We start from the raw sequence: 19,714 nt of genomic DNA on the forward strand, positions 1-19,714 counted from the left end.
CGGCGAATCCGCTGTTTCCGTGGGACGGCGATGCAGGCAAGATGAACGCCTGCAAGATCAGAACACAGGATGCTTACCGTGACCGAAGCTTTTATTGTCGTTCAAACCGCCGAGCAAGCCGTGGACCGGCTGGCCGCGTTGCATGAGCGGGCCACCACGGCGCTGAGCCAGGCCCTCAAGCGCTACCTCAAGGATCGGGTGGAACCGGATGCCGAGCAGCGCGCGCTGTTTCGCTACCCCGAGTTGCGCCTGACCTACCTCTGCCAGGGTGAAGTCCCACAGACCACCCGGGCCTATGCCAAGGTGCAGTTGCCGGGCACCTACAGCGTAACCGTCACTCACCCCGCGGCGTTTCGTAAGTACCTGCTGGAGCAGTTGGTGCCCTTGATGCACGACTTCACGGTGACCGTGGAAGTGGGCGTCAGCGAGCAGAACATTCCTTACCCTTACGTGGTGGAGCAGGGCGATGAACTGGCCGGCTCCGGCGTGACCGCTGCCGTGCTGGCCCGGGTATTCCCTAGCACTGACCTGTCGGCCGCCACCGACGGCATCGCCGATGGCCTGTACGACTGGGAAAATACCGACCCACTGCCGCTGGCACTGTTCGATGCGGCGCGGGTGGATTTCTCTCTGCGGCGCCTGGTGCACTACACCGGCAGTGACTGGCGCCATGTGCAGCCGTGGATCCTGCTGACCAACTATCACCGCTACGTCGATCAGTTCATCACCCATGGCCTGGAGCAACTGCGCAGCGACCCGCGTTTTGTGCGCATGGTTCTGCCGGGCAACGTGATCATCGAGAAAAACATGGACCACGGTGAGGCCTCGGCCATCGCCGCCGGCGTGGTCTGGCACCGTTATCAGATGCCGGCCTATCACCTGCAGGCCAGCGACGGCCACGGCGTGACCCTGGTCAATATCGGCGTCGGCCCGTCCAATGCCAAGAACATCACCGACCACCTGGCGGTGCTGCGTCCGCACTGCTGGCTGATGATCGGTCACTGTGGCGGCCTGCGGCAGTCGCAGACCATTGGCGACTATGTACTGGCTCACGCCTACATGCGCCGCGACGGCATTCTCGATCGGGTGGTGCCGCCGAACATCCCGATCCCGGCCCTGGCCGAGGTGCAGATGGCCCTGCAACAGGCGGCGGCGAACGTGACCGGGGAGAAGGGCGACGATCTGAAGAAGCGCTTGCGCACCGGCACCGTGTTGACCTACGACGACCGTAACTGGGAACTGCGCTGGGCCCAGGAACGGCCGCTGATCAACTTGTCGCGCGCCGTGGCGGTAGACATGGAAAGCGGCACCATCGCGGCCCAGGGCTATCGCCTGCGAGTGCCTTACGGCACCTTGCTGTGTGTCTCGGACAAGCCGCTGCACAGTGAAATCAAGCTGCCGGGTTCGGCTAACGCCTTCTATGAGCGTGCGGTCAGCCAGCACTTGAAGATCGGTATCGAGGCGGTAGACCTGCTGCGTACCGAGCTCAACTCCCTGCATTCGCGCAAACTGCGCAGCTTCGACGAACCGCCGTTCCGCTGATTGCGGGATGGTTATTTGGCGTTCGGGCCACTAGGATAAGTGGCCCTGAATGTTAGATTTCCCTTCGCCATGTCCCGTCCTCCGCGTCCCCCTTCTCGCCGCCCCGGCGTGAAGCCTGCGTCTTCCTCCGCTCCCCGCCGCATCGCCAAGGCGCCGCCGGCCGAGCCGAAGCTGATCCTGTTCAACAAGCCGTTTGATGTGCTGACCCAGTTCAGCGACGGTGAAGGGCGGGCGACCCTCAAGGATTTCATCGCCATCCCCGGCATCTACCCGGCAGGCCGCCTGGATCGGGACAGCGAAGGTTTGCTGCTGCTGACCAATGACGGCCAGCTGCAGGCGCGGATCGCCGACCCCAAGCACAAGCTGGCCAAGACCTATTGGGTGCAAGTCGAGGGTGAGCCCAGCGCCGAGCAGTTGCAGCGCTTGCGTGAGGGGGTGGAGTTGAATGACGGCATGACCTTGCCGGCTGAGGCGCGTCAACTCGATGAGCCCGAGCTGTGGCCGCGCAACCCGCCGGTGCGTTTTCGCAAGAGTGTGCCCACCCACTGGCTGGAACTGGTGATTCGCGAGGGGCGCAACCGTCAGGTGCGGCGCATGACCGCTGCGGTGGGGTTGCCGACCCTGCGTCTGGTGCGTGTGCGCATCGGTGACTGGACCCTTGAGGGGCTCGATCAGGGCCAGTGGAAGGAAGTGCCGGCGCGCCTATAGGGCGCCCGACTCGATCAGGCCGATCACCACGCTCTTGATGATGAAGGCGGCCACGCCGAGGCCAAGGACGAAGAACAGGATGAAGGAACCAAAGCGCCCGGCTTTGGATTTCTTCGCCAGGTCCCAGACGATGAAACCCATGAAAATGATCAGGATGCTGACCAGTCCGGTCATCATCCATTCTTCGAATACGGCAGGATCCATCGACTTTCTCCAGCGCAGGCAGGGCAAAAAAAGGCGGGGCGAGTATACGCCAAGGGATACTGGCCAAGCATTGATCTGCGTGCGTTACGTCGCCACAGCCCACACGTCGTGCCCGGCTTATAGAGGCGCTGGCTCGCCAGCGATAGCGCCCACCGGGTCAACGCCACTCTGAAGGGCCTCTTCGCCGGCAAGCTGGCGACAGGGGGAGGTGGTCAGGATCAGCTGCGCAGGTGGGTCAGGGGCAGTTCCGTGCTGTTCAGTACTTGGTTGAGCACGAAACTGGAGCGCACGCTGGTCACGCCTTCGATGCGGGTCAAGTGGCCCAGCAGCAGTTTTTGGTAGTGGTCCATGTCTGGTACCAGCACCTTGAGCTGATAGTCGGCGTCCATCCCGGTCACCAGGCTGCACTCCAGGACCTGGGGCAGGTTGCGGATCGCCGCTTCGAAGTTCTCGAAACGCTCCGGCGTGTGCCGATCCATGCCGATCAGCACGTAGGCGGTCAGGCTCAGGCCGAGCATCTTGCGGTCCAGCAGTGCGACCTGGCGGCTGATGTACCCGTCGTCTTCCAGTTGCTTGACCCGGCGCGAACAGGGGGACGGCGACAGGCCGATGCGCTCGGCCAGTTCCTGGTTGGAGATGCGCGCGTCGCGTTGCAATTCCGCCAAAATACTTAGGTCGTAGCGGTCGAGTTTGCTCATCGTTCGGGCCTTTGTCTTAAATATTGCGACAGATTATCTATCTAGGGTTAAAAATTGCGCAAGTAGTGTTTTATTGAGCAATATTCGCAATCCGCTGTCGGCCCCATAGGCCTATTCTTATCACCAGAATCACTGCCCGGACACAGAGTCCAATGCGGCCCGCCGAATCAGGCCTGCCGCGGTCGCCAACCCCACAGGGTTGAGTCGGCCCCCGGGCTACACACTGTCCAGAAGACGGCGTGAGGTGAGCCGGCGTCAAAAGCGTCGAGCACGGACAAAATCTCAAGGGGCGGCCGACGGGTCGCCCTTTTTTATTGCCTGCGAAATAAGTTGCGCGACTGATAATCTGTCGCCGAACGCGCCTGTGCTTTTCCAGTCTTATGTTCAGGCCCCCATCCGCAGTGAGGAATAGCATGAAATCGCGCATCTGGCGTTTGGCAGGTGTTGGTTTGCTGTGTGCAAGTGTGACGACCCAGCTCCTGGCAGAAGAGCATGATGAGGGCCAGCAACGGCCTCCCCACGGCGGTAATAACAATGCGGGGCAGCGTGGCCCCGAAGCGCGTCCGGCACCGAGCCAGCCGCGGGCGGAAAACAATCAACAGCGCCCTGACAACAGCCAGCGTCGCCCGGAAGGCAACCCGGGCCGCGGTGAGCAGAACCCGGGCCGTAATGAGGCGGCGCAGGGCCGTTCCCAGAACAATGCGCCGCGTCCACAGAATGAAATCATTCGGGGCGACAACAGCCAGAAGTTCGAACACAACGGCCAGAACGCCGGTGGCCAGTGGCAAAACCGTCAGCAGCAAGATCGCCCCCAGCAAGACCCGAATGGCCAGGGCCGCCCAGTGTCGCAGCCGGGCAATAACCTGCCGATCCAGGGGCGCCCCGACACCGTTCGGCAGACCCAGGAACCGCAACGGGGCTACTACCAGGACATTCCACGGCGCAACGACGGCAATCAGCATTGGCAAGCGGGCGGCCCGGGGGCGCGTCCGAGCAACGATCAGCGCTGGCCGGGTCGTCCGGATGGCCGTGGCAATGGTTGGGGCCCCGGCCCGCAACACCGGCCGGGTTACGTGGTCGATCGGTTTCCGGATCGCAACTTCCGTGTGCCTTACCGTGGGCGCGACTATTTCTTCTCCGGTGGCTATTGGTACCAGCCCCAGGGTCCGCGTTATGTCGTGGTACGGCCGCCCTACGGGATCCGCGTGGGCTACCTGCCGGACTATGCCCGTGAAGTATGGATCGGCAGCGCGCTGTTCTTCCTCGCCGCCGGCGCCTACTACACCTACGAAGCCAATACCCGAGAATATGTAGTGGTCGAGCCGCCGGTGGCGCAGCCGCAACCGGTCAACAGCGGGTATGACGTGGTGGCCTACCCCATCAACGGCCAGCCCCCGCAACAGGTCGATCAGGATCGCTACGATTGCTATCGCTGGGCAGTGCAGCAAAGCGGCTTCGACCCGGCGGCAATGACCTACCCGCCAGCGCCCCAAGTGGTGCAGACCTACCGTCAGGCCCAGGGCAATTGCCTGAGTTCGCGCGGCTACCAGGTCACTTACTGAGCCCGGGCGGCCTCAACCACTTCTTGCGGGTCGGCGTGCACCAGCACTTCGGCCCGTGGGTAGGCGGTGTGAATGGCGTCGGCAGCTTGATCGCTGATGCTGTGGGCCACCGATAGGCTCAGTTCCCCCGGCAATTCCAGGTGCAGTTGCACGAACCAGTGATTGCCGGAAATGCGCGTGCGCAAATCGTGGGCCCCCAACACTCCGGGCACACTGCAGGCCAGTTCCAGCATGTGCTGGCTGACGTCTGGCGGCAGTTCCTCATCCATCAACACGGCAACGCTTTCGCGGGCAATCTGCAGGGCGCTCCAGAGGATGTAGACGGCAATCGCCAAACCGAACCAGGCGTCCAGTTGTTGCCAGCCGAAGCTCGCCAGCACCAGTGCGACCAGGATGCTGGCATTGAGCAGCAGATCGGAGCGGTAGTGCAGCGAGTCGGCGCGCACGGCGGTGGAACCGGTTTCGCGGATCACCCGGTGCTGCACCATCAGCAACGCCACGGTCAGCGCCAGTGACAGCAGCATTACGCCTATGCCGATCCAGGGCGCCCCGAGAGGCTCGGGGTTTTTCAGGCGTTCAACGGCCTGGAAGGCAATCAGCACTGCACTGACGGCAATGAACAGGGCCTGGGCCATGCCCGACAGGGATTCCGCCTTGCCGTGGCCGTAACGGTGGTCGTCATCGGCCGGGCGCAGGGCGTAGTGCACTGCCAGCAGGTTGAGAAAGGATGCCGCGCCATCCAGTAGCGAGTCGGTCAGGCCGGCCAGCAGGCTGACCGAGCCGCTTAGCCACCAGGCGATGGCCTTGCTGACGATCAGGATGCTCGCCACCGCCAGCGAGGCCCGGGTGGCCAGGCGTAACAGGCGGGCGTGTTCCGGGCTGCTGCTCATGCGCGAGGTTCCTTCAGCGGTGCATTCAGGCAGAAGGTTTCAGGCCGTACAGCGCCAGTTGTTGCACGCTGCCTTTGTGCTGGATCAGACGTGGGTCATCCAGGGGGAAGCTGCCGCCCAGTTCGCTTTCGAGGATCGCCTGCAACTTGCGGTTGTCGACCTTGCCGTCGGCGCCGATGGCTTGCTGGAGTTTTTCCGGGGCGATCTGTGCGGTCTTGCCCGGCTCCAGGTAGATCGCGCCGGTGGCGAAGTCGATGCCGAAGGCGATCAACCCGGGAATCACGTAGAACAGCAGGCCCACGGCGTCCAGGGCCACCACCACCGGGTCGAGCTTGCCTTCGATCTGGCCGCGCCGATCCGGGAAGAAGATCGAACCGCAGGCCGTGACCTGGGTCAGCAGGCTGGCGACCAGGACGCCACCAATGACACGGAAGGGAATACGCATGGAAATCTCCTGAGCAAGCACGTGATGAAAGGTCGATAAAGCGTTGTCGGTTTGAGGTCAGACCGTGATTAACGCCAGGCAGTTCGCCGTTATACTCGCGCCTCTGTTTTGGAGCCAGCATGAATTCTCTGCCAATCGATGAAGTTTTACCTGCACTGCGTGAAGCCTTGGCGACACGCCACGAAGCGGTGCTCGAAGCGCCGCCCGGTGCCGGCAAGACCACCCGCGTGCCCTTGGCACTGTTGCAGGAAGCCTGGCTGGCCGGGCAGACCATCCTGATGCTCGAACCCCGGCGTCTGGCAGCGCGTGCGGCGGCCGAGCGCCTGGCCAGTGAGCTGGGAGAAAAAGTCGGCGAGACCGTGGGTTACCGGATCCGCCTCGACAGCAAGGTCGGCCCCAAGACCCGGATCGAAGTGGTCACCGAGGGCATCCTCACCCGGCGCCTGCAGGACGACCCGGCCCTGGAAGGCGTGGGCCTGTTGATTTTCGATGAGTTCCACGAGCGCAGCCTGGACGCTGACCTGGCCCTGGCCTTGAGCCTCAACGGCCGGGAATTGTTCCGTGATGAACAGCCGCTGAAAATCCTCCTGATGTCGGCCACTCTGGAAGGCGAGCGCCTGGCCGGGCTGCTGGATGATGCGCCGATCCTGCGCAGCCAGGGCCGCATGTTCCCGGTGGTGCAGCGCTGGGGACGGCCGTTCCAGGCTGGGGAGTTCATCGAGCCCCGGGTGCTGCAAACCATTCTTGAAGCCCTCAACGACGAACACGGCAGCTTGCTGGTGTTCCTGCCGGGGCAGGCGGAAATTCGCCGGGTCCATCAACAGTTGGTCGAGGCCCTGGGCGAGGGCAGTGATGTGTTGCTCTGCCCGTTGCACGGCGAACTGGACCTGGCGGCGCAGCGGGCGGCCATCGACCCGGCCCCCGCCGGCCAGCGCAAAGTGGTGCTGGCCACCAACATTGCCGAAACCAGCCTGACCATCGACGGTGTGCGGGTGGTGATTGATGCCGGCCTGGCCCGGGTGCCGCGTTTCGATCCGGGCAGCGGCATGACCCGCCTCGACACCCAGCGTATCTCCCGGGCCAGCGCCACCCAGCGCGCCGGCCGCGCCGGGCGCCTGGAACCGGGGGTGTGTTACCGCCTGTGGTCCGAAGACCAGCACGAGCAACTGGCCGCCTACGCCAGCGCGGAAATTCTCCAGGCCGACCTCGCGGGGCTGGCCCTGCAACTGGCGCGCTGGGGCGTGACCCCGGGGCAATTGGTGTGGCTGGACGTGCCGCCCGGGGCGGCTTATGCACAGGCGCAGGATTTGCTCGAACGCCTGGGCGCTCTGAACATCACGGCTGGCGAGGACAGCAGCCTGACCCGTCATGGCCAGGCCATGGCCGAGTTGCCGGCGCACCCGCGGATCGCCCATTTGTTGCTGCGCGGCCAGGCCCTGGGCTTGGCGAACATGGCCTGTGACGTGGCGGCGTTGCTCGGCGAGCGGGACATCCTGCGCGGCGCCGGCGCTGATCTGCACAGCCGCCTGTCCTTGCTCGCCGGTGAGGCGCGTGCTGCCCGTGGCGCTCAGGGTGGCGTGCAGCGGGCGCGACAATTGGCCCGGCAATATCGCGGTTACTTGCGCGGGCCGGCGAGTGAGCCGGTGGCCGACCCTGAACATCCCCGCTGGCTCGGCGCCTTGTTGGCGCTGGCCTATCCGGATCGAGTCGCCCAGCAACGCCGTCCGGGTGGTGCTGAATATCGCTTGGCCAATGGCCGCGCGGCATTGTTCAGTGAAGCCGACAACCTGATGAAGCAGCCGTGGCTGGTGATTGCTGATTTGGGCAGCCGCCAGGGGCAGCGCGAAGAGCGTATTTACCTGGCGGCGGATTTTGATCCGACGCTGTTCGACTCCGTGCTTGCCGAGCAGGTGCGCAGCGTCGACCAACTGGATTGGGACGAGCGAGAAGGCGTGCTGCGTGCCGAGCGCCAGCGCAAGGTGGGTGAGCTGGTGCTCAGCCGTGAACCCTTGACCGGTCTGGATGAAACGGCGCGCAGCCAGGCGCTGGTCAACTTGGTGCGGCGCAAGGGCCTGGAGCTGCTGCCCTGGACCCCGGAGCTGCGCCAGTGGCAGGCGCGGGTGGCCTTGCTGCGGAAACTTGAGCTGAGCGCCAAGGGGCAGAGCGAATGGCCGGATGTCAGCGACAGTGCCTTGCTCAAGGATCTGGAACACTGGCTGCGGCCTTACTTGGGCAAGGTTTCGCGGCTGAGCCATTTCGCCAATCTGCACTTGGCCAATATGCTCCATAACCTGCTGCCCTGGCCGCTGCCCCAGCGCCTTGAAGAGCAGGCACCGCAGCATCTGTCGGTGCCCTCGGGGTCGTCGATCCGCCTGGACTACAGCGAGCAGCCGCCGATTCTCGCGGTACGCCTGCAAGAGTTGTTCGGCCTGGCCGAGACCCCGCGCATCGCCGGTGGCCGGCAGGTGGTGAAGTTGCACCTGCTGTCGCCCGCCCGGCGTCCGGTGCAGGTGACCCAGGACCTGGCGAACTTCTGGCGCAGCACCTACGCGGAGGTGAAGAAGGACCTCAAGGGCCGCTACCCGAAACACTACTGGCCGGACGACCCGCTGGTGGCCGAAGCCACGGCCCGGGTCAAGCCGCGCAAATAGGGGCGGGCGCTACTGCGCGGCCGGCAACAGGAAGCGCGCCAGCACGGGCAAGTGGTCAGAGATGCGCAAGGTGTCGTCCTGCCTCACCCGGGCTTCCACCCGTTTGATCCGTGGGCTGTAGAACAGGTAATCGACGGTGCGGTCCGGGCCGCTGAGGCTTGGGTCGTTGGGGTAGTGAGTCAGCCAGTTGGCGCGATCGACGCCGCTGGCCTGGGTGTTGGTCGGGATCATCGGGTACTTGTCCCACAACACGTGCAGCGCGCTATCGGCGGCGTAAGGCGCCCGCTGTTCCGGGGCCAGGCGCTGGTACTGGCTCAGGGGCAGCAAGTTGAAGTCGCCGCCGATCAACCACGGTGTGCCCCGGCCTTCGAACTTGTCCAGCACCTTGGCAATCGCCGTGACTTGGGTTTTCAGGGTGTCATCAGCCCGTCGCGGACGTTCCAGGTGGGTGTTGAGAACCGCGATCTGCCCACCGTCGCTGATGGGCAGGTAACTCACCAGCAAGGCGTCCTTGGGCTGGAACTGGCGGCTGAAGAGGTTCGCCGGAGCAACCGGTAATTGCACGCGTTCGGCATGTTCGATGCGGTAGCGGCTGAGGGTTGCCAGTTGCCGGCCGACACTGCCGAACACCTGGGGCCAGGGTACGAAATCGGCTTTCCAGTCGAACGCCTGGGTGCTGCAGGGGTAGAGGTCGGTGAGGCGTTCCTGAAGCAGTTTGAGCTGGTTCTGGTAGTCGCTGGCCTTGGCGCCGTCATCCAGTTCCTGCAACAGCACCAAGTCCGGTTGTTCGTCCCGAATGACCCGGGCCACTTCATCAAGGCTGAAGGCCATGTCCTCGACGGTGGGCTGCTCATCCTCGCCATGGGCCTGGTCGTTCCAGAACACATAACGCTTGCCGGCCAGGTACTGGACGTTCCAGGTCATCACCTTGAGCGCCTGGCCCGGCACCAGCGGGCTGGCGCCGGCGCTGCAACTGACGGGTGCCGGGGCCTTGGCTTCGGGGCGCCAGGTCAGGCTGTAGGTGAGGCTGGCGAGCAGCACCGCGATTAACAGCAGGGCCAACAGGATGGAGCGAAGTAGACGGGTCATCGGCTCGGCTTATGGCGATCCAGGAGTGCGCCCGAGCATAACCGAGAGCGTGGCCGCAGCCCAAGGGGCAGAGCGGCCAGCGCATTATTCAGGGGCGTTCGGCACGTTCGCTGACCAGGGTGAACAGGCGGTACAGCACCACGCAGGTGAACAACTGCAAAAAGCTGTGGGTGCTGTCGATCAGCAGCGAAAGCATGGCGTTCTGCGGCTCCGGGTAGACCTCCAGGCTGGCGCGCTTGAGCAGCCACAGCGGCACCATCACACAGAGGATGCACACCAGGATGCGCAGGAAATGCCCCCGGCTCAGGCGAAAGCTTTGCTTGATCGCCGCCAGCGGATGCAGGCCCTTGAGCACCAGCAGGTACTCGGCGAATGCCAGCATCACCATCAGCCACAGCCCGGGCAGGAAATACAGCGACAGGCCGAGCATGATCAGCAAAGTGCTGACCGCGGTCAGCAGGGCGAAGCGTGGCCACAGGCTCAGGGCCATGGCCAGCACATCGCGGGTGCGGGGCGACTCGCCGCGGCTGCGGGCGTCGAGGAACAGAATCAGCGCACCGGTGTACAGCGGGTAGAGCAGCAACCCCACCACCAGGCTGTAGCCGGGCGAAGCCTCTGGCCCCAGGGCAGTGTCCACCGCGTGTTGCAGCAGGGCCTCGAACACCACCAGCGGCAGGCACAGCTGGGCGATCTGCCCCAGGTGACGGCGGAAGAAATACAGCGAGTCGCGGAGTACATCTAATGGATTCATCGATTGGGGTCGCAGGTCGCAAAGCGGTCCGCCACTTTAACCGATGCAGCCGGGCCACGAGCAAACGTAAAGCTTGGGTAAAGGCCATTGAAAGCCCGATGGCAGGCCCCATTACTGGTGCGCACCCTGGCCACACTGGCCAAGGACCAGATTCCTACCGGCAATCTAAAGAGGTCGCCATGAACCACCAAGAGCAAACCCTGATCGATGGACTGTTTTCACGGTTGCAGCAAGCCGAAAAGGATTCAGCCCCGCGTGACGCCCAGGCCGAGGCGTTGATCAAGGAGCATCTGACCCGCCAGCCCACGGCGGGGTATTTCATGACCCAGGCGATTCTGGTGCAGGAGGCTGCACTCAAGAGCCTCGATGAACAGAACCAGCAATTGAACCAGCAGGTCCAGCAACTGCAAGACGCCCTGCAGCAAGCCAAGGCTCAGGCGCCGGCAGCGGCCCCCAGCAGTGGCGGTTTTCTTTCCAGCATCTTTGGTGGCGGGCCCCGAGAGTCGGCCCCAGCGCCGAGTGCACCGCCATCTTCAGGGGGCGGCTGGCGTGAGCCGGGTCGGCCTTCCGCTGGGGGCGCGCCACAACAGAACTTCAATGCTCCGCCGCCAAACTACGGTTCAGGGCAGCCGGGCTATGGCGCCGGCCAGCAAAACTATGCACCACCACCCCAACAGGCTCCCGCCGCCGGCAGCGGCTTTCTCGGCGGTGCCCTGAAAACCGCAGCCGGTGTGGCGGGCGGGGTGATGCTGGCGCAGGGCATCAGCAGCCTGTTCCACAGCCAGCAGCAGCCTCAGGAAATCGTTGAGGTGATCAAGGAAGAGCCCGCACCAGCCAGTGATACGGGTGGCTGGGGCAATGACGAGCCGCGCCTGGCCAACAACGACAACTGGGGCAACAACGACCAGGGCGGCCTCAGCGACGCCGACTATGGCGACGACGACAGCTCGCTGTTCTCCGACGACGACTCCTTCGTCTGATCGACCCTCGATCCGCGGCGTCCCGTGCCGCGGATCGATTATTCGCGGAACACTCCTTTGCGCTGGCATACTGGGCGACTTTTCGGGCCCCGAGTCCCGACCCAGCCTATGCGCGTCAGCGCCATGAGGATTAGCGGTGAAGAAAATCGCGGTGTTCGCCGATGTCCAGAACCTCTATTACACCGTGCGTCAGGCCTATGGTTGCCACTTCAATTACGCAGCCTTGTGGGCGGATATCAGCAAGCAGGGGCAGATTGTCGAGGCCTATGCCTATGCCATCGACCGGGGTGACAGCAAGCAGCAGCAGTTCCAACAGATCCTGCGCAACCTCGGCTTCACGGTAAAACTCAAACCCTATATCCAACGCAGCGACGGCTCGGCCAAGGGCGACTGGGACGTGGGCATCACCATCGACATCATGGATGCCGCGGCCCATGTCGACGAAGTGGTGCTGGCCTCCGGCGACGGTGATTTCGACATGCTGTTGGAGCGCATCATCCACAAGCACGGTGTACAAGCGGTGGCGTATGGCGTGCCGGGGCTCACCGCCAATTCGCTGATCCGCGCCGCCAGCCGCTACGTGCCGATTGAAGGCGCGTTACTGCTGAAGAACTGAATATCGACCCTTTGTTTACGGAGCTCCACAGGTTTGGAACGCATTGCAGTCATCGACTTTGAGACCACTGGCATTTCCCCGAGCAGCAGTTGCCGGGCCACCGAAATTGCCGTGGTGATCCTGGAGCAGGGACGCATCGTCGAGCGTTACCAAAGCCTGATGAACGCTGGCGTGCGCGTGCCGGCGTTTATCGAGCAACTGACCGGCATCAGCAACGCCATGCTGCGCAGTGCGCCGTCGGCGGAGCAGGTGATGAACGAGGTCAACGAGTTTGTCGGCACCACGCCGCTGCTGGCCCACAACGCCGCGTTCGACCAGAAGTTCTGGGATTTCGAACTGGGCCGGATCAAGCGCACCCGCTTGCAGAATTTTGCCTGTTCGCTGTTGCTGGCCCGACGTCTGATGCCGGCGGCACCGAACCACAAGCTTGGCACCCTGACCACTTACGCCAGCCTGCCCCACACCGGTCAGGCTCACCGGGCCATGGCCGATGCCGAGATGGCCGCCAACCTCACCGCGCACCTGGCCCAGGAGCTGCGCCAAACCCACGGTTTGCGCGAGCTGTCCCATGATTTTCTGTGCAAGTTGCAGAAGGTCCCTGCAGCGAAAATCCCCGAGCACCTCAAGCGTCAGCGCGGCGTCTAGCCTCGGCCGCAGCCGCTCGCGTCAGCCTGGCTTGGTGGCGTTTTCCAGTTGCCCCAGGGGCACGCGCCGCTCGATGGCGCTCGACAGCACAATGGATGTTTTGCTGAAACCGAACTGAGCCACCCGGTTGATCAGTTCCTCCAGTTCCGGCATCGAGCCCACGGCCGCTTGCATGATTACGCAGGGATCGCCGGTCACCCGGTGGCATTCGGTCAGTTGCGGGATGCTGATCAACTCGTCATAGGCCTTTTGGTTGCCGTGTTGCGCCAGGCGCAGTTCGATCACGCACTGGATCGGTAGCCCCAGCTTGGCCATGTCGACCTTGGCCTGATAACCGGTGATCACGCCGCTGGCCTCCAGCTTGGCCACGCGCTCGGCCACGGCCGGGGGCGACAGGTTGACCTTGCGCGCCAGGTCGGCGTAGCTCGCCCGGCCGTTTTCCAGCAGGCCGGCGAGCAGCATGCGGTCGTATTTGTCCATCCAAGGCTCCTAAAGTGGCCGGCTTTCGAAAGCACGGTATATAGCCCTTAACTCAAGGGTTTGAAAAGTGTATGGGCCTTTTAAACAGTTTTTGTAGCTTAGTTATCGTGACCGGCTTTTTTAGAATAAGGCTCTTTCTTGCCTGCCTGCGAGTGCTCCCCCCATGCCTGGTTCACGCCGTTTTCCCTTGCCGCTGATCGCGGCTTTTTTTGCGTTGTATGTGATCTGGGGGTCGACCTATCTGGTGATCCGCATCGGCGTCCAGTACTGGCCGCCGCTGATGCTGGGGGGCATCCGTTTCGTGATCGCCGGCGCGCTGATGTATGGCTACCTGCGCTGGCGCGGCGTGCCGGCACCCACCTGGGCGCAGTGGAAGGCCGCCGGGATGATCGGCATCCTGCTGCTCAGTTGCGGCAACGGCGCGGTCAGTGTGGCCGAGCACACGGGCGTGACTTCCGGCGTTGCGGCCCTCGCAGTGGCCACGGTGCCGCTGTTCACCCTGCTGTGCGGTTACTTCTGGGGCGCGCGCAACACCCGCCTGGAGTGGGCCGGCATCGCCCTTGGGCTGATTGGTATCGGCATGCTCAACCTGGGCTCCAACCTGCAATCGAGCCCCCTGGGCGCGGCGTTGTTGCTGTTTGCAGCGGCGGCCTGGGCCTTCGGTTCGGTCTGGAGCAAGCACTTGCCGCTGCCTCAAGGGGCAATGGCCAGCGCCGCGGAAATGCTTGTGGGCGGGGTGGTGCTGTTGATCGCCAGTGCCATGAGCGGCGAGCAACTGGACAGCATGCCGCCTTTGGAAGGTTGGGCCGCCTTGGCCTACCTGACCGGCTTCGGGTCGATCATTGCCTTCAACGCATACATGTACCTGCTGAAAAACGTGCGCCCGGCGGCCGCGACCAGCTACGCCTATGTCAATCCGGCGGTGGCGGTGTTGCTGGGCATCGTATTCGTGGGCGAGACCATCGGGATGGAAGAGGCCCTGGCGATGGTGGTCATTATCAGTGCCGTGGTGCTGATCGGCTTGCCTCAGTGGCGCAAGCCCAAGGCGGTGGTCCAGCAAGAGGTGGCCTGAGCAGCCAGGCGGTGAGGGGCAGGGGCGGCCGCTGAAGCAGGGTCAGCGACCGCCCGTGTATCAGTTGCAGGCGCCCTCGTCACGCCAGACCTTGCCGGCGCCCTCTATGCCGGTGAACGCCGGGTTGCCCGGCTCATTGCCTTTGGTCCACCAGCGAGCGGTGTAGAAGCGCCCCTTGTGGCTGACCTTATCGTTTTCCCAGTAGGTGCCTGCCGGGCTCCATGGGCCTTGGCAGCCGACGGGTTTTTCCACGGTGTCGGCCAGGACCTTGACGTTATGCACGCGGGTTGCGCTGTGTTTGCCGTTGCTCACCGTCAGGGTGACCTTGTAGGTCGTGTCCTGGGCGACGTTCGGGGCGACGAACTTCATCAGTGAGCCCGCCGCCTGGAAGCCCACGCTGGGGCTCAGGCTCCAGTTGTAACTCAGGGCCAGTCCGGCCGGGTCCTTGGAGTCAGTGGCGTTGAGGTAGACCGTGTCACCGCCCTTGGCCTGGGTCGCGCCGCCAATAATCGCCACCGGCGGCTTGATCTCTTCCACGGGCGGTTCGCTCGGTTTATCGCCACCGCTCTGGCAGGGGCCGAGGTCACGCCAGACTTTGCCGGCGCCATCGGGCCCGGTGAACGAGGGGGTGCCCGGCTCGCTGCCGGATGTCCACCAGCGAGCCTGGTACTGACGACCTTTCCACTGCACCACATCATTGGCGACGTAGGTGCCACCGACTTTCCACTCGGGTTTGCAACTGGCGGTGGCGGCTTTGCCCTTAATCAGCACGTCGTGGGTGCGGGTGCTGCTTTGCTTGCCGTTGCTCAAGGTCAGGGTGAAGGCGTAGCGGGTGTCCTCCGTCAGTTCGGGGGCGGTAAAGCTGATCTGCGCGCCAGCGAAACTGAAGTCCAGCTTGGGCGAGGCTTGCCAGGTGAAGCTCAGGGCGTTGCCTTGCGGATCGCTGGAGGCGGAAGCGTCCAGCACGATCTTGTCCCCAGCGTTGGCTTGGCTCTTGCCATTGATGACCGGCACGGGGGCTTGGCCCGCATCCACAGGCTTCAGCGACGCTGCCTTGACTTGGTTGTCGGCGCTGAATTCGCCATCGGCGAGCAAGTTCCAGGTGCCGCTTGGGTTGTTGCTGCCATACACCTGGTAGCCCTTGATGTTGCCGGCCTGGCCTGCGTCCTGGCGGGGCAGGTAATGCAACTGCGAGAAGCGGCTGTCTGCACCCAGGTCAATCACGATCTCGTGGGGGTAGCGCGCACCGGCGGCGGAGCTCCAGTAGGACTTGGGGTTGCCGTCGAGGACGTGAGCCCCTGCGGCGGAGCCGGCCACGGCGCTGCTGGTGGACAGGACACGCCAGCTGCTGCGTGGCAGCGATTGGCCCTTGGCGTCGGCCAGCAGCAATTCAGCCACGCTGGCAGTGTCCTTGCCGTCCACCGACGAGGTCGCCACCAGCTTCAGGTAACGCGCCTGGGCGGTTTCACTCGGGTTGGCGTAGCTGAAACCATCGAGGGCCAGGTCAGAGACTGCCTTGCTCTTGTTGCCACGCACGGCCAGGTACCAACGGCCGGCTTGCGGGTTGTTCACCCCCAGCGACGGCCCGGCACTTTCCTGGGAGCGATAGTCGTAATCGCTGAGGCTCGGCTGGGCGCCACGCTTGATCAGCAACTGGGTGGCTGCCGGGTGCTCGGTGCGCTCGCCGCTGGTGATCATGAACACCAGGCGCTCTGTGCCAGGGGCCACGTCAATCGGGAAGTAGCGCCACTGGTTCTGGTCCAGGCTGACCCGCTCTTCGAGGGTCCGGCTCGACTGTTCCTCGGCCAGGGGCACCACGGCAGGGGCGAAGGCGGACATTCTTGCCGCGTTTTCACGCCATACCCGCGCCATGTTGGCGGTGCGTGCATCGCCAATCGGCACCCCGCGGATGTCTTTCACATCGGGGTTGGAGAAGTAGCCGATGTTGTTGCCGCACATGATGCTGCCGACCGAGCCGTTGTTATGACCGAATTTGTAGCTGGAACCGTTGGAACAGTGATGGCCGCCGGCGTTGTGACCGATTTCATGACGGAAGACGGTGGCCGAGCCGACGTAGTTGATGGTGTAGCGGCCACCGACATAACCCCAGCCCACGGCAGTGTCTTCGCCGGGTATGCCTTTGACGAATGCCGCCACCATGTCAGGGCTGTATTGCTTCATGCCTTCGGCGAACAGGGTGCTGATCTTGCCCAGGCTGCCGGTGCCGGCAGCGGCGGTAATCGGGTAGTCACCGGGGATCACCTGAGTTCCTACCAGGCGCAGGCGCACCCCCTGGACCAGGGACTGTTTCAGGGCACGGTTGACGGCGGCGATCTGGGCCAGGGCATAGGCTTCGTGGTCGCCGATGTAGTCGACTGCTACCTGGGAGAAACCGGCGAGCACGTCGATCACGGTTTCGCCCTGGGCGTTGCGGTTGAGTTGCAGGCTGCGTTGGCCGCTCAGGGTTTCCAACACCTGCGGCGTCTCGACCACGTCGCTTTCCACGTAGTCGATGTTGCCCGGCGCCTGGGGGTGGGCGTCGAGACGGATCAACTGCTGCTCGCCGTTGGCCTGGCCGCGAATGATCGCGTGGGCGTCAGGCAGCAGGGCGATGAAGCTGCCGTCCTCACGGGCCACCAGGGTCATTTCCCCGGGCGGGCTCAGCGAGCGGGCGCGGCCTTCGAGTTGACCGGTCATGACTCGGAGGTCTTTGAAGCGGTCATTGGGCTGCGCCACCAGGTTGCGGATGCGCAGGCCGATTTCCTCCTGCAGGCGTTCGGTTCCCGCTTCGATGACTGTGCGCTGCTGTGGGTGGGCGGTCAGTGCCTGGAGGTTGATGAAGTGACCGCTGATCCGGCGTTCACTGCCTGACTGCGCGCTGGTGACGGGTTCTTCATGGGCCAGGGCCATGCCACTGAGGGGCAACAGCAGGGCGCTTCCCAGGCTGGCGATCCAGAGACGGCTGGCGCGGGACAAGGGGTTCAAGGTGAAGCTCGACATAACCATTCCTGAAAAAACCCAGCGCGGCGCAACGCCTGGCGAACAGGCCCGCTAAAGCGTCCGCGCTGAGGGTGTGGAGAAGGAGTTGTGCCGGCGGCGGGCATCATAGGCAGTGGCCTGGGTGCCGTACATCGAGAGGGGGGCTTTTAGTACCGGTCCTAAGGAATCTGCGTGGCCAGGGGCTGAAATGGCCGTTAGGCAGTGGTTTTGCCGGGTGTTGGGTTCAGCGGCCAGGCGTTGCACCGGCGCGCCATAAAAAACGCCGGGCAGTGCCCGGCGTTCTGGTTTCAGCCCTGAAGGTCACTCAAAGCCGCTGAGCATCACCACGGCGATGAGTGCCACCACCACGACCAGGGAGAACAGCAGGCCGATACCCACCGCGCGCCATAACGAGAAGAAGTGCTCGTGGATCTGTAGCTGTGGGCCGAGCAACTGGCGGGCGTAGGTGTTCATCGCAAAGATCGGCGGCAGGATGAAAACGATCCCGGGGACGCTGTCCGGCAGCAGAAAGCCGGCCAGGGTCATGGCGATAAAGATGCCGATGCCCATGGCCCAGACCTTGTTGACTTCACGCTCACGTCCCAGCGCCTTGAGGTTCTGAGTGATGAAATAGGCGCCGGCCACCGAGGTGCCGACAAACGTGCCCAGGCCGACCGCCGCGACGCTGTAGAGGCGTGGGCTCTGGGCCGGTGCCTGGTTGGCGAGCAGTTCGGCGGCAGGGGCCTGGAAGGGGTTTTGGCTGTCCATGGGGGGTGGAACTCCTTTATTGGCCAGGCAGTGGGTTGAGGGACGGGGCTGCGCGTCCTCGGGTGACCCGTGTCAGGCCATGGGGTATGTGAGGGCGGCGAGCATACCGCATCAGGCTTGACCGTGGGCGTCTCGGGCCCTGCGGTGCGGCCCGGGAGCGCGGCCCTGAATTAAGGTAAACTGCCGCCCATTGCCTTCCTGTGCTGACTTTTTCCTACGGTACCCCCATGACATTCGCCACCCTTGGCCTGATCGAACCCTTGCTGCGCGCCCTCGAAACCCTCGGTTACCAGACCCCGACCCCAGTGCAGGCTCAGGCCGTGCCTGCGGTGCTGGCCGGTCGTGACCTGATGGCGGCGGCCCAGACCGGCACCGGCAAGACCGGTGGTTTCGCCTTGCCGCTGTTGCAGCGGCTGACCATGGAGGGGCCGAAGGTCACCAGCAACTCGGTGCGTGCGCTGATCCTGGTGCCGACCCGGGAACTGGCCGAGCAGGTACATGAGAGCGTGCGCCAGTACGCCGAACACCTGCCGCTGAGCACCTATGCGGTGTACGGCGGGGTCAGCATCAACCCACAGATGATGAAACTGCGCAAAGGCATTGACCTGCTGGTGGCCACGCCCGGCCGCCTGCTCGACCTGCACCGGCAGAACGCGGTGAAGTTCAGCCAGTTGCAGACCCTGGTCCTGGACGAGGCCGACCGCATGCTCGACCTGGGTTTCTCCGAAGAGCTCAAGGACATCTACGCCGCGCTGCCCAAGCAGCGTCAGACCCTGCTGTTTTCCGCCACCTTCTCCGACGCTATCCGCGCCTTGGCCGGGCAGATGCTCAATGACCCGCTGAGCATTGAAGTCAGCCCGCGCAACGTGGCGGCCAGCAGCGTCAAGCAATGGGTGGTGACGGTGGACAAGAAGCGCAAGCCGGAGCTGTTCAGCCACCTGCTGCGCAAGAACCGCTGGAAGCAGGTGCTGGTGTTCGCCAAGACCCGCAACGGCGTGGACGCCCTGGTGGAAAAACTTCAAGGCCAGGGCGTGAATGCCGACGGCATCCACGGCGACAAACCCCAGGCCACCCGTCAGCGCGCCCTGGACCGGTTCAAGGCCAGCGAAATCCAGATCCTGGTGGCCACCGATGTGGCAGCCCGTGGCCTGGACATTGAAGACCTGCCGCTGGTGGTGAACTTCGACCTGCCGATCGTGGCCGAGGATTACATTCACCGCATCGGCCGTACCGGCCGCGCCGGTGCCACCGGTGAGGCGATCTCCCTGGTGTGTGCCGACGAAGTGAACCTGCTGTCGGCCATCGAGACCCTGACCCGCCAGACCCTGACCCGTCACATGGAGCAGGATTTCGAACCGGAGCACCGGGTGCCGGACACCGACGCCAGTGGCCAGGTGATCAAGAAGCCGAAGAAACCCAAAAAGCCGAAAACCTCCGGGGGCGGCAAACGCAACCTGGGCAAATGGGTGGACAGCGGTGATGTGGCCGAAGCGCCAGCGGCCAAACCCGTACGCAAAGTGCCCGTATTCAACACCGGGCCGCGCAAAAGGAAGCCTTAGGAGTAGTTGGGGGATTCAAGCTGCAAGCTTCAAGCGGTAAGTGAAAAGCCCCACGCTTGCAGCTTGCAGCTTGCA

18 protein-coding genes are annotated in these 19,714 nt (G+C 64.0%); 9 read left to right on the top strand and 9 right to left on the bottom strand.

Features of this window, described 5'->3' with window-relative positions:
* Positions 1-69 precede the first annotated feature (69 nt).
* Together amn and M1B34_RS24940 are read left to right on the top strand one after the other, a co-directional pair.
* Positions 70-1,542 carry an AMP nucleosidase gene (gene amn / locus M1B34_RS24935; RefSeq protein ID WP_185039325.1) on the top strand — a complete coding sequence of 491 codons (1,473 nt, stop codon included), beginning with the start codon at positions 70-72 and terminating at the stop codon, positions 1,540-1,542.
* A gap of 141 nt (positions 1,543-1,683) precedes the next feature.
* Positions 1,684-2,250 carry a pseudouridine synthase gene (locus M1B34_RS24940; RefSeq protein WP_268266508.1) on the top strand — a complete coding sequence of 189 codons (567 nt, stop codon included), beginning with the start codon at positions 1,684-1,686 and terminating at the stop codon, positions 2,248-2,250.
* On the opposite strand, the gene M1B34_RS24945 is transcribed toward M1B34_RS24940, so the two are convergent.
* The gene (locus tag M1B34_RS24945; protein WP_003228500.1) at positions 2,245-2,454 is read right to left on the bottom strand and encodes a DUF2788 domain-containing protein; all 210 of its coding nucleotides are present in this window, start codon (positions 2,452-2,454) and stop codon (positions 2,245-2,247) included. The genes M1B34_RS24940 and M1B34_RS24945 overlap by 6 nt on opposite strands.
* 218 nt (positions 2,455-2,672) lie before the next feature.
* On the bottom strand, positions 2,673-3,152 hold the full coding sequence (locus M1B34_RS24950; protein WP_123334727.1) for an Lrp/AsnC family transcriptional regulator: 480 nt from the start codon (positions 3,150-3,152) through the stop codon (positions 2,673-2,675).
* 413 nt (positions 3,153-3,565) lie between these two features.
* Between M1B34_RS24950 and M1B34_RS24955 the strand changes: the two genes are divergently transcribed.
* Positions 3,566-4,714, top strand: a complete 1,149-nt coding sequence (locus tag M1B34_RS24955) for a DUF6515 family protein (protein ID WP_268261960.1) — start codon at positions 3,566-3,568, stop codon at positions 4,712-4,714.
* Here the strand turns inward: M1B34_RS24955 and M1B34_RS24960 are convergent.
* The gene (locus M1B34_RS24960; protein WP_123334730.1) at positions 4,708-5,604 is read right to left on the bottom strand and encodes a cation diffusion facilitator family transporter; all 897 of its coding nucleotides are present in this window, start codon (positions 5,602-5,604) and stop codon (positions 4,708-4,710) included. The genes M1B34_RS24955 and M1B34_RS24960 overlap by 7 nt on opposite strands.
* 25 nt (positions 5,605-5,629) lie before the next feature.
* A complete protein-coding gene (locus M1B34_RS24965; RefSeq protein WP_123334732.1) occupies positions 5,630-6,049 on the bottom strand; it encodes a polyribonucleotide nucleotidyltransferase in 420 nt (139 codons plus the stop codon).
* 119 nt (positions 6,050-6,168) lie between these two features.
* Between M1B34_RS24965 and hrpB the strand changes: the two genes are divergently transcribed.
* A complete protein-coding gene (gene hrpB, locus M1B34_RS24970) occupies positions 6,169-8,700 on the top strand; it encodes an ATP-dependent helicase HrpB (RefSeq protein ID WP_268266502.1) in 2,532 nt (843 codons plus the stop codon).
* A 9-nt stretch (positions 8,701-8,709) separates the two neighbouring features.
* Here the strand turns inward: hrpB and M1B34_RS24975 are convergent, their stop codons facing one another.
* Both M1B34_RS24975 and M1B34_RS24980 read right to left on the bottom strand, forming a co-directional pair.
* Positions 8,710-9,789 (bottom strand): endonuclease/exonuclease/phosphatase family protein, encoded by a 1,080-nt coding sequence (locus M1B34_RS24975; RefSeq protein WP_268266503.1) that lies wholly within the window; start codon positions 9,787-9,789, stop codon positions 8,710-8,712.
* 88 nt (positions 9,790-9,877) lie between these two features.
* Positions 9,878-10,540: a YciC family protein gene (locus M1B34_RS24980; protein WP_123334738.1), complete on the bottom strand. Its 663-nt coding sequence runs from the start codon at positions 10,538-10,540 to the stop codon at positions 9,878-9,880.
* Positions 10,541-10,719: 179 nt separating this feature from the next.
* On the opposite strand from M1B34_RS24980, the gene M1B34_RS24985 reads away from it, so the two are divergent.
* The 3 genes from M1B34_RS24985 to M1B34_RS24995 all read left to right on the top strand — a co-directional run bounded on the left by M1B34_RS24985 (position 10,720) and on the right by M1B34_RS24995 (position 12,781).
* The gene (locus M1B34_RS24985) at positions 10,720-11,520 is read left to right on the top strand and encodes a DUF2076 domain-containing protein (RefSeq protein ID WP_268266504.1); all 801 of its coding nucleotides are present in this window, start codon (positions 10,720-10,722) and stop codon (positions 11,518-11,520) included.
* 136 nt (positions 11,521-11,656) lie between these two features.
* Complete coding sequence (locus M1B34_RS24990) at positions 11,657-12,136, top strand: NYN domain-containing protein (RefSeq protein ID WP_020296927.1); 480 nt, start codon at positions 11,657-11,659, stop codon at positions 12,134-12,136.
* Positions 12,137-12,169: 33 nt separating this feature from the next.
* Positions 12,170-12,781 (top strand): 3'-5' exonuclease, encoded by a 612-nt coding sequence (locus M1B34_RS24995; RefSeq protein WP_123334742.1) that lies wholly within the window; start codon positions 12,170-12,172, stop codon positions 12,779-12,781.
* A gap of 21 nt (positions 12,782-12,802) precedes the next feature.
* On the opposite strand, the gene M1B34_RS25000 is transcribed toward M1B34_RS24995, so the two are convergent.
* Positions 12,803-13,261, bottom strand: coding sequence for an Lrp/AsnC family transcriptional regulator (locus M1B34_RS25000; RefSeq protein ID WP_123334744.1), 459 nt, complete (start codon positions 13,259-13,261; stop codon positions 12,803-12,805).
* Positions 13,262-13,424: 163 nt separating this feature from the next.
* Here M1B34_RS25000 and yedA point away from each other — a divergent pair, with 163 nt between their 5' ends.
* A complete protein-coding gene (yedA, locus tag M1B34_RS25005) occupies positions 13,425-14,333 on the top strand; it encodes a drug/metabolite exporter YedA (RefSeq protein WP_268266505.1) in 909 nt (302 codons plus the stop codon).
* A gap of 60 nt (positions 14,334-14,393) precedes the next feature.
* On the opposite strand, the gene M1B34_RS25010 is transcribed toward yedA, so the two are convergent.
* Both M1B34_RS25010 and M1B34_RS25015 read right to left on the bottom strand, forming a co-directional pair.
* Positions 14,394-17,333 (bottom strand): discoidin domain-containing protein, encoded by a 2,940-nt coding sequence (locus M1B34_RS25010; RefSeq protein ID WP_268266506.1) that lies wholly within the window; start codon positions 17,331-17,333, stop codon positions 14,394-14,396.
* Between the two features lie 300 nt (positions 17,334-17,633).
* Positions 17,634-18,080: a hypothetical protein gene (locus M1B34_RS25015; RefSeq protein ID WP_268266507.1), complete on the bottom strand. Its 447-nt coding sequence runs from the start codon at positions 18,078-18,080 to the stop codon at positions 17,634-17,636.
* A gap of 227 nt (positions 18,081-18,307) precedes the next feature.
* Between M1B34_RS25015 and rhlE1 the strand changes: the two genes are divergently transcribed.
* Positions 18,308-19,639, top strand: a complete 1,332-nt coding sequence (gene rhlE1, locus M1B34_RS25020) for an RNA helicase RhlE1 (protein WP_123334998.1) — start codon at positions 18,308-18,310, stop codon at positions 19,637-19,639.
* Positions 19,640-19,714: the final 75 nt, after the last annotated feature.

The organism is Pseudomonas morbosilactucae (assembly GCF_023241715.1).
Taxonomy (GTDB): domain Bacteria; phylum Pseudomonadota; class Gammaproteobacteria; order Pseudomonadales; family Pseudomonadaceae; genus Aquipseudomonas; species Aquipseudomonas morbosilactucae.

What these genes read in the sequence shown, in the direction of transcription:
- amn (WP_185039325.1), top strand. Translation starts at nt 70, where the DNA reads ATGCTTACCGTGACCGAAGCTTTTATTGTCGTTCAAACCGCCGAGCAA.
- M1B34_RS24945 (WP_003228500.1), bottom strand. Translation starts at nt 2,454, where the DNA reads ATGGATCCTGCCGTATTCGAAGAATGGATGATGACCGGACTGGTCAGC.
- M1B34_RS24950 (WP_123334727.1), bottom strand. Translation starts at nt 3,152, where the DNA reads ATGAGCAAACTCGACCGCTACGACCTAAGTATTTTGGCGGAATTGCAA.
- M1B34_RS24955 (WP_268261960.1), top strand. Translation starts at nt 3,566, where the DNA reads ATGAAATCGCGCATCTGGCGTTTGGCAGGTGTTGGTTTGCTGTGTGCA.
- M1B34_RS24960 (WP_123334730.1), bottom strand. Translation starts at nt 5,604, where the DNA reads ATGAGCAGCAGCCCGGAACACGCCCGCCTGTTACGCCTGGCCACCCGG.
- M1B34_RS24965 (WP_123334732.1), bottom strand. Translation starts at nt 6,049, where the DNA reads ATGCGTATTCCCTTCCGTGTCATTGGTGGCGTCCTGGTCGCCAGCCTG.
- hrpB (WP_268266502.1), top strand. Translation starts at nt 6,169, where the DNA reads ATGAATTCTCTGCCAATCGATGAAGTTTTACCTGCACTGCGTGAAGCC.
- M1B34_RS24975 (WP_268266503.1), bottom strand. Translation starts at nt 9,789, where the DNA reads ATGACCCGTCTACTTCGCTCCATCCTGTTGGCCCTGCTGTTAATCGCG.
- M1B34_RS24980 (WP_123334738.1), bottom strand. Translation starts at nt 10,540, where the DNA reads ATGAATCCATTAGATGTACTCCGCGACTCGCTGTATTTCTTCCGCCGT.
- M1B34_RS24985 (WP_268266504.1), top strand. Translation starts at nt 10,720, where the DNA reads ATGAACCACCAAGAGCAAACCCTGATCGATGGACTGTTTTCACGGTTG.
- M1B34_RS25000 (WP_123334744.1), bottom strand. Translation starts at nt 13,261, where the DNA reads ATGGACAAATACGACCGCATGCTGCTCGCCGGCCTGCTGGAAAACGGC.
- yedA (WP_268266505.1), top strand. Translation starts at nt 13,425, where the DNA reads ATGCCTGGTTCACGCCGTTTTCCCTTGCCGCTGATCGCGGCTTTTTTT.
- M1B34_RS25010 (WP_268266506.1), bottom strand. Translation starts at nt 17,333, where the DNA reads ATGTCGAGCTTCACCTTGAACCCCTTGTCCCGCGCCAGCCGTCTCTGG.
- M1B34_RS25015 (WP_268266507.1), bottom strand. Translation starts at nt 18,080, where the DNA reads ATGGACAGCCAAAACCCCTTCCAGGCCCCTGCCGCCGAACTGCTCGCC.
- rhlE1 (WP_123334998.1), top strand. Translation starts at nt 18,308, where the DNA reads ATGACATTCGCCACCCTTGGCCTGATCGAACCCTTGCTGCGCGCCCTC.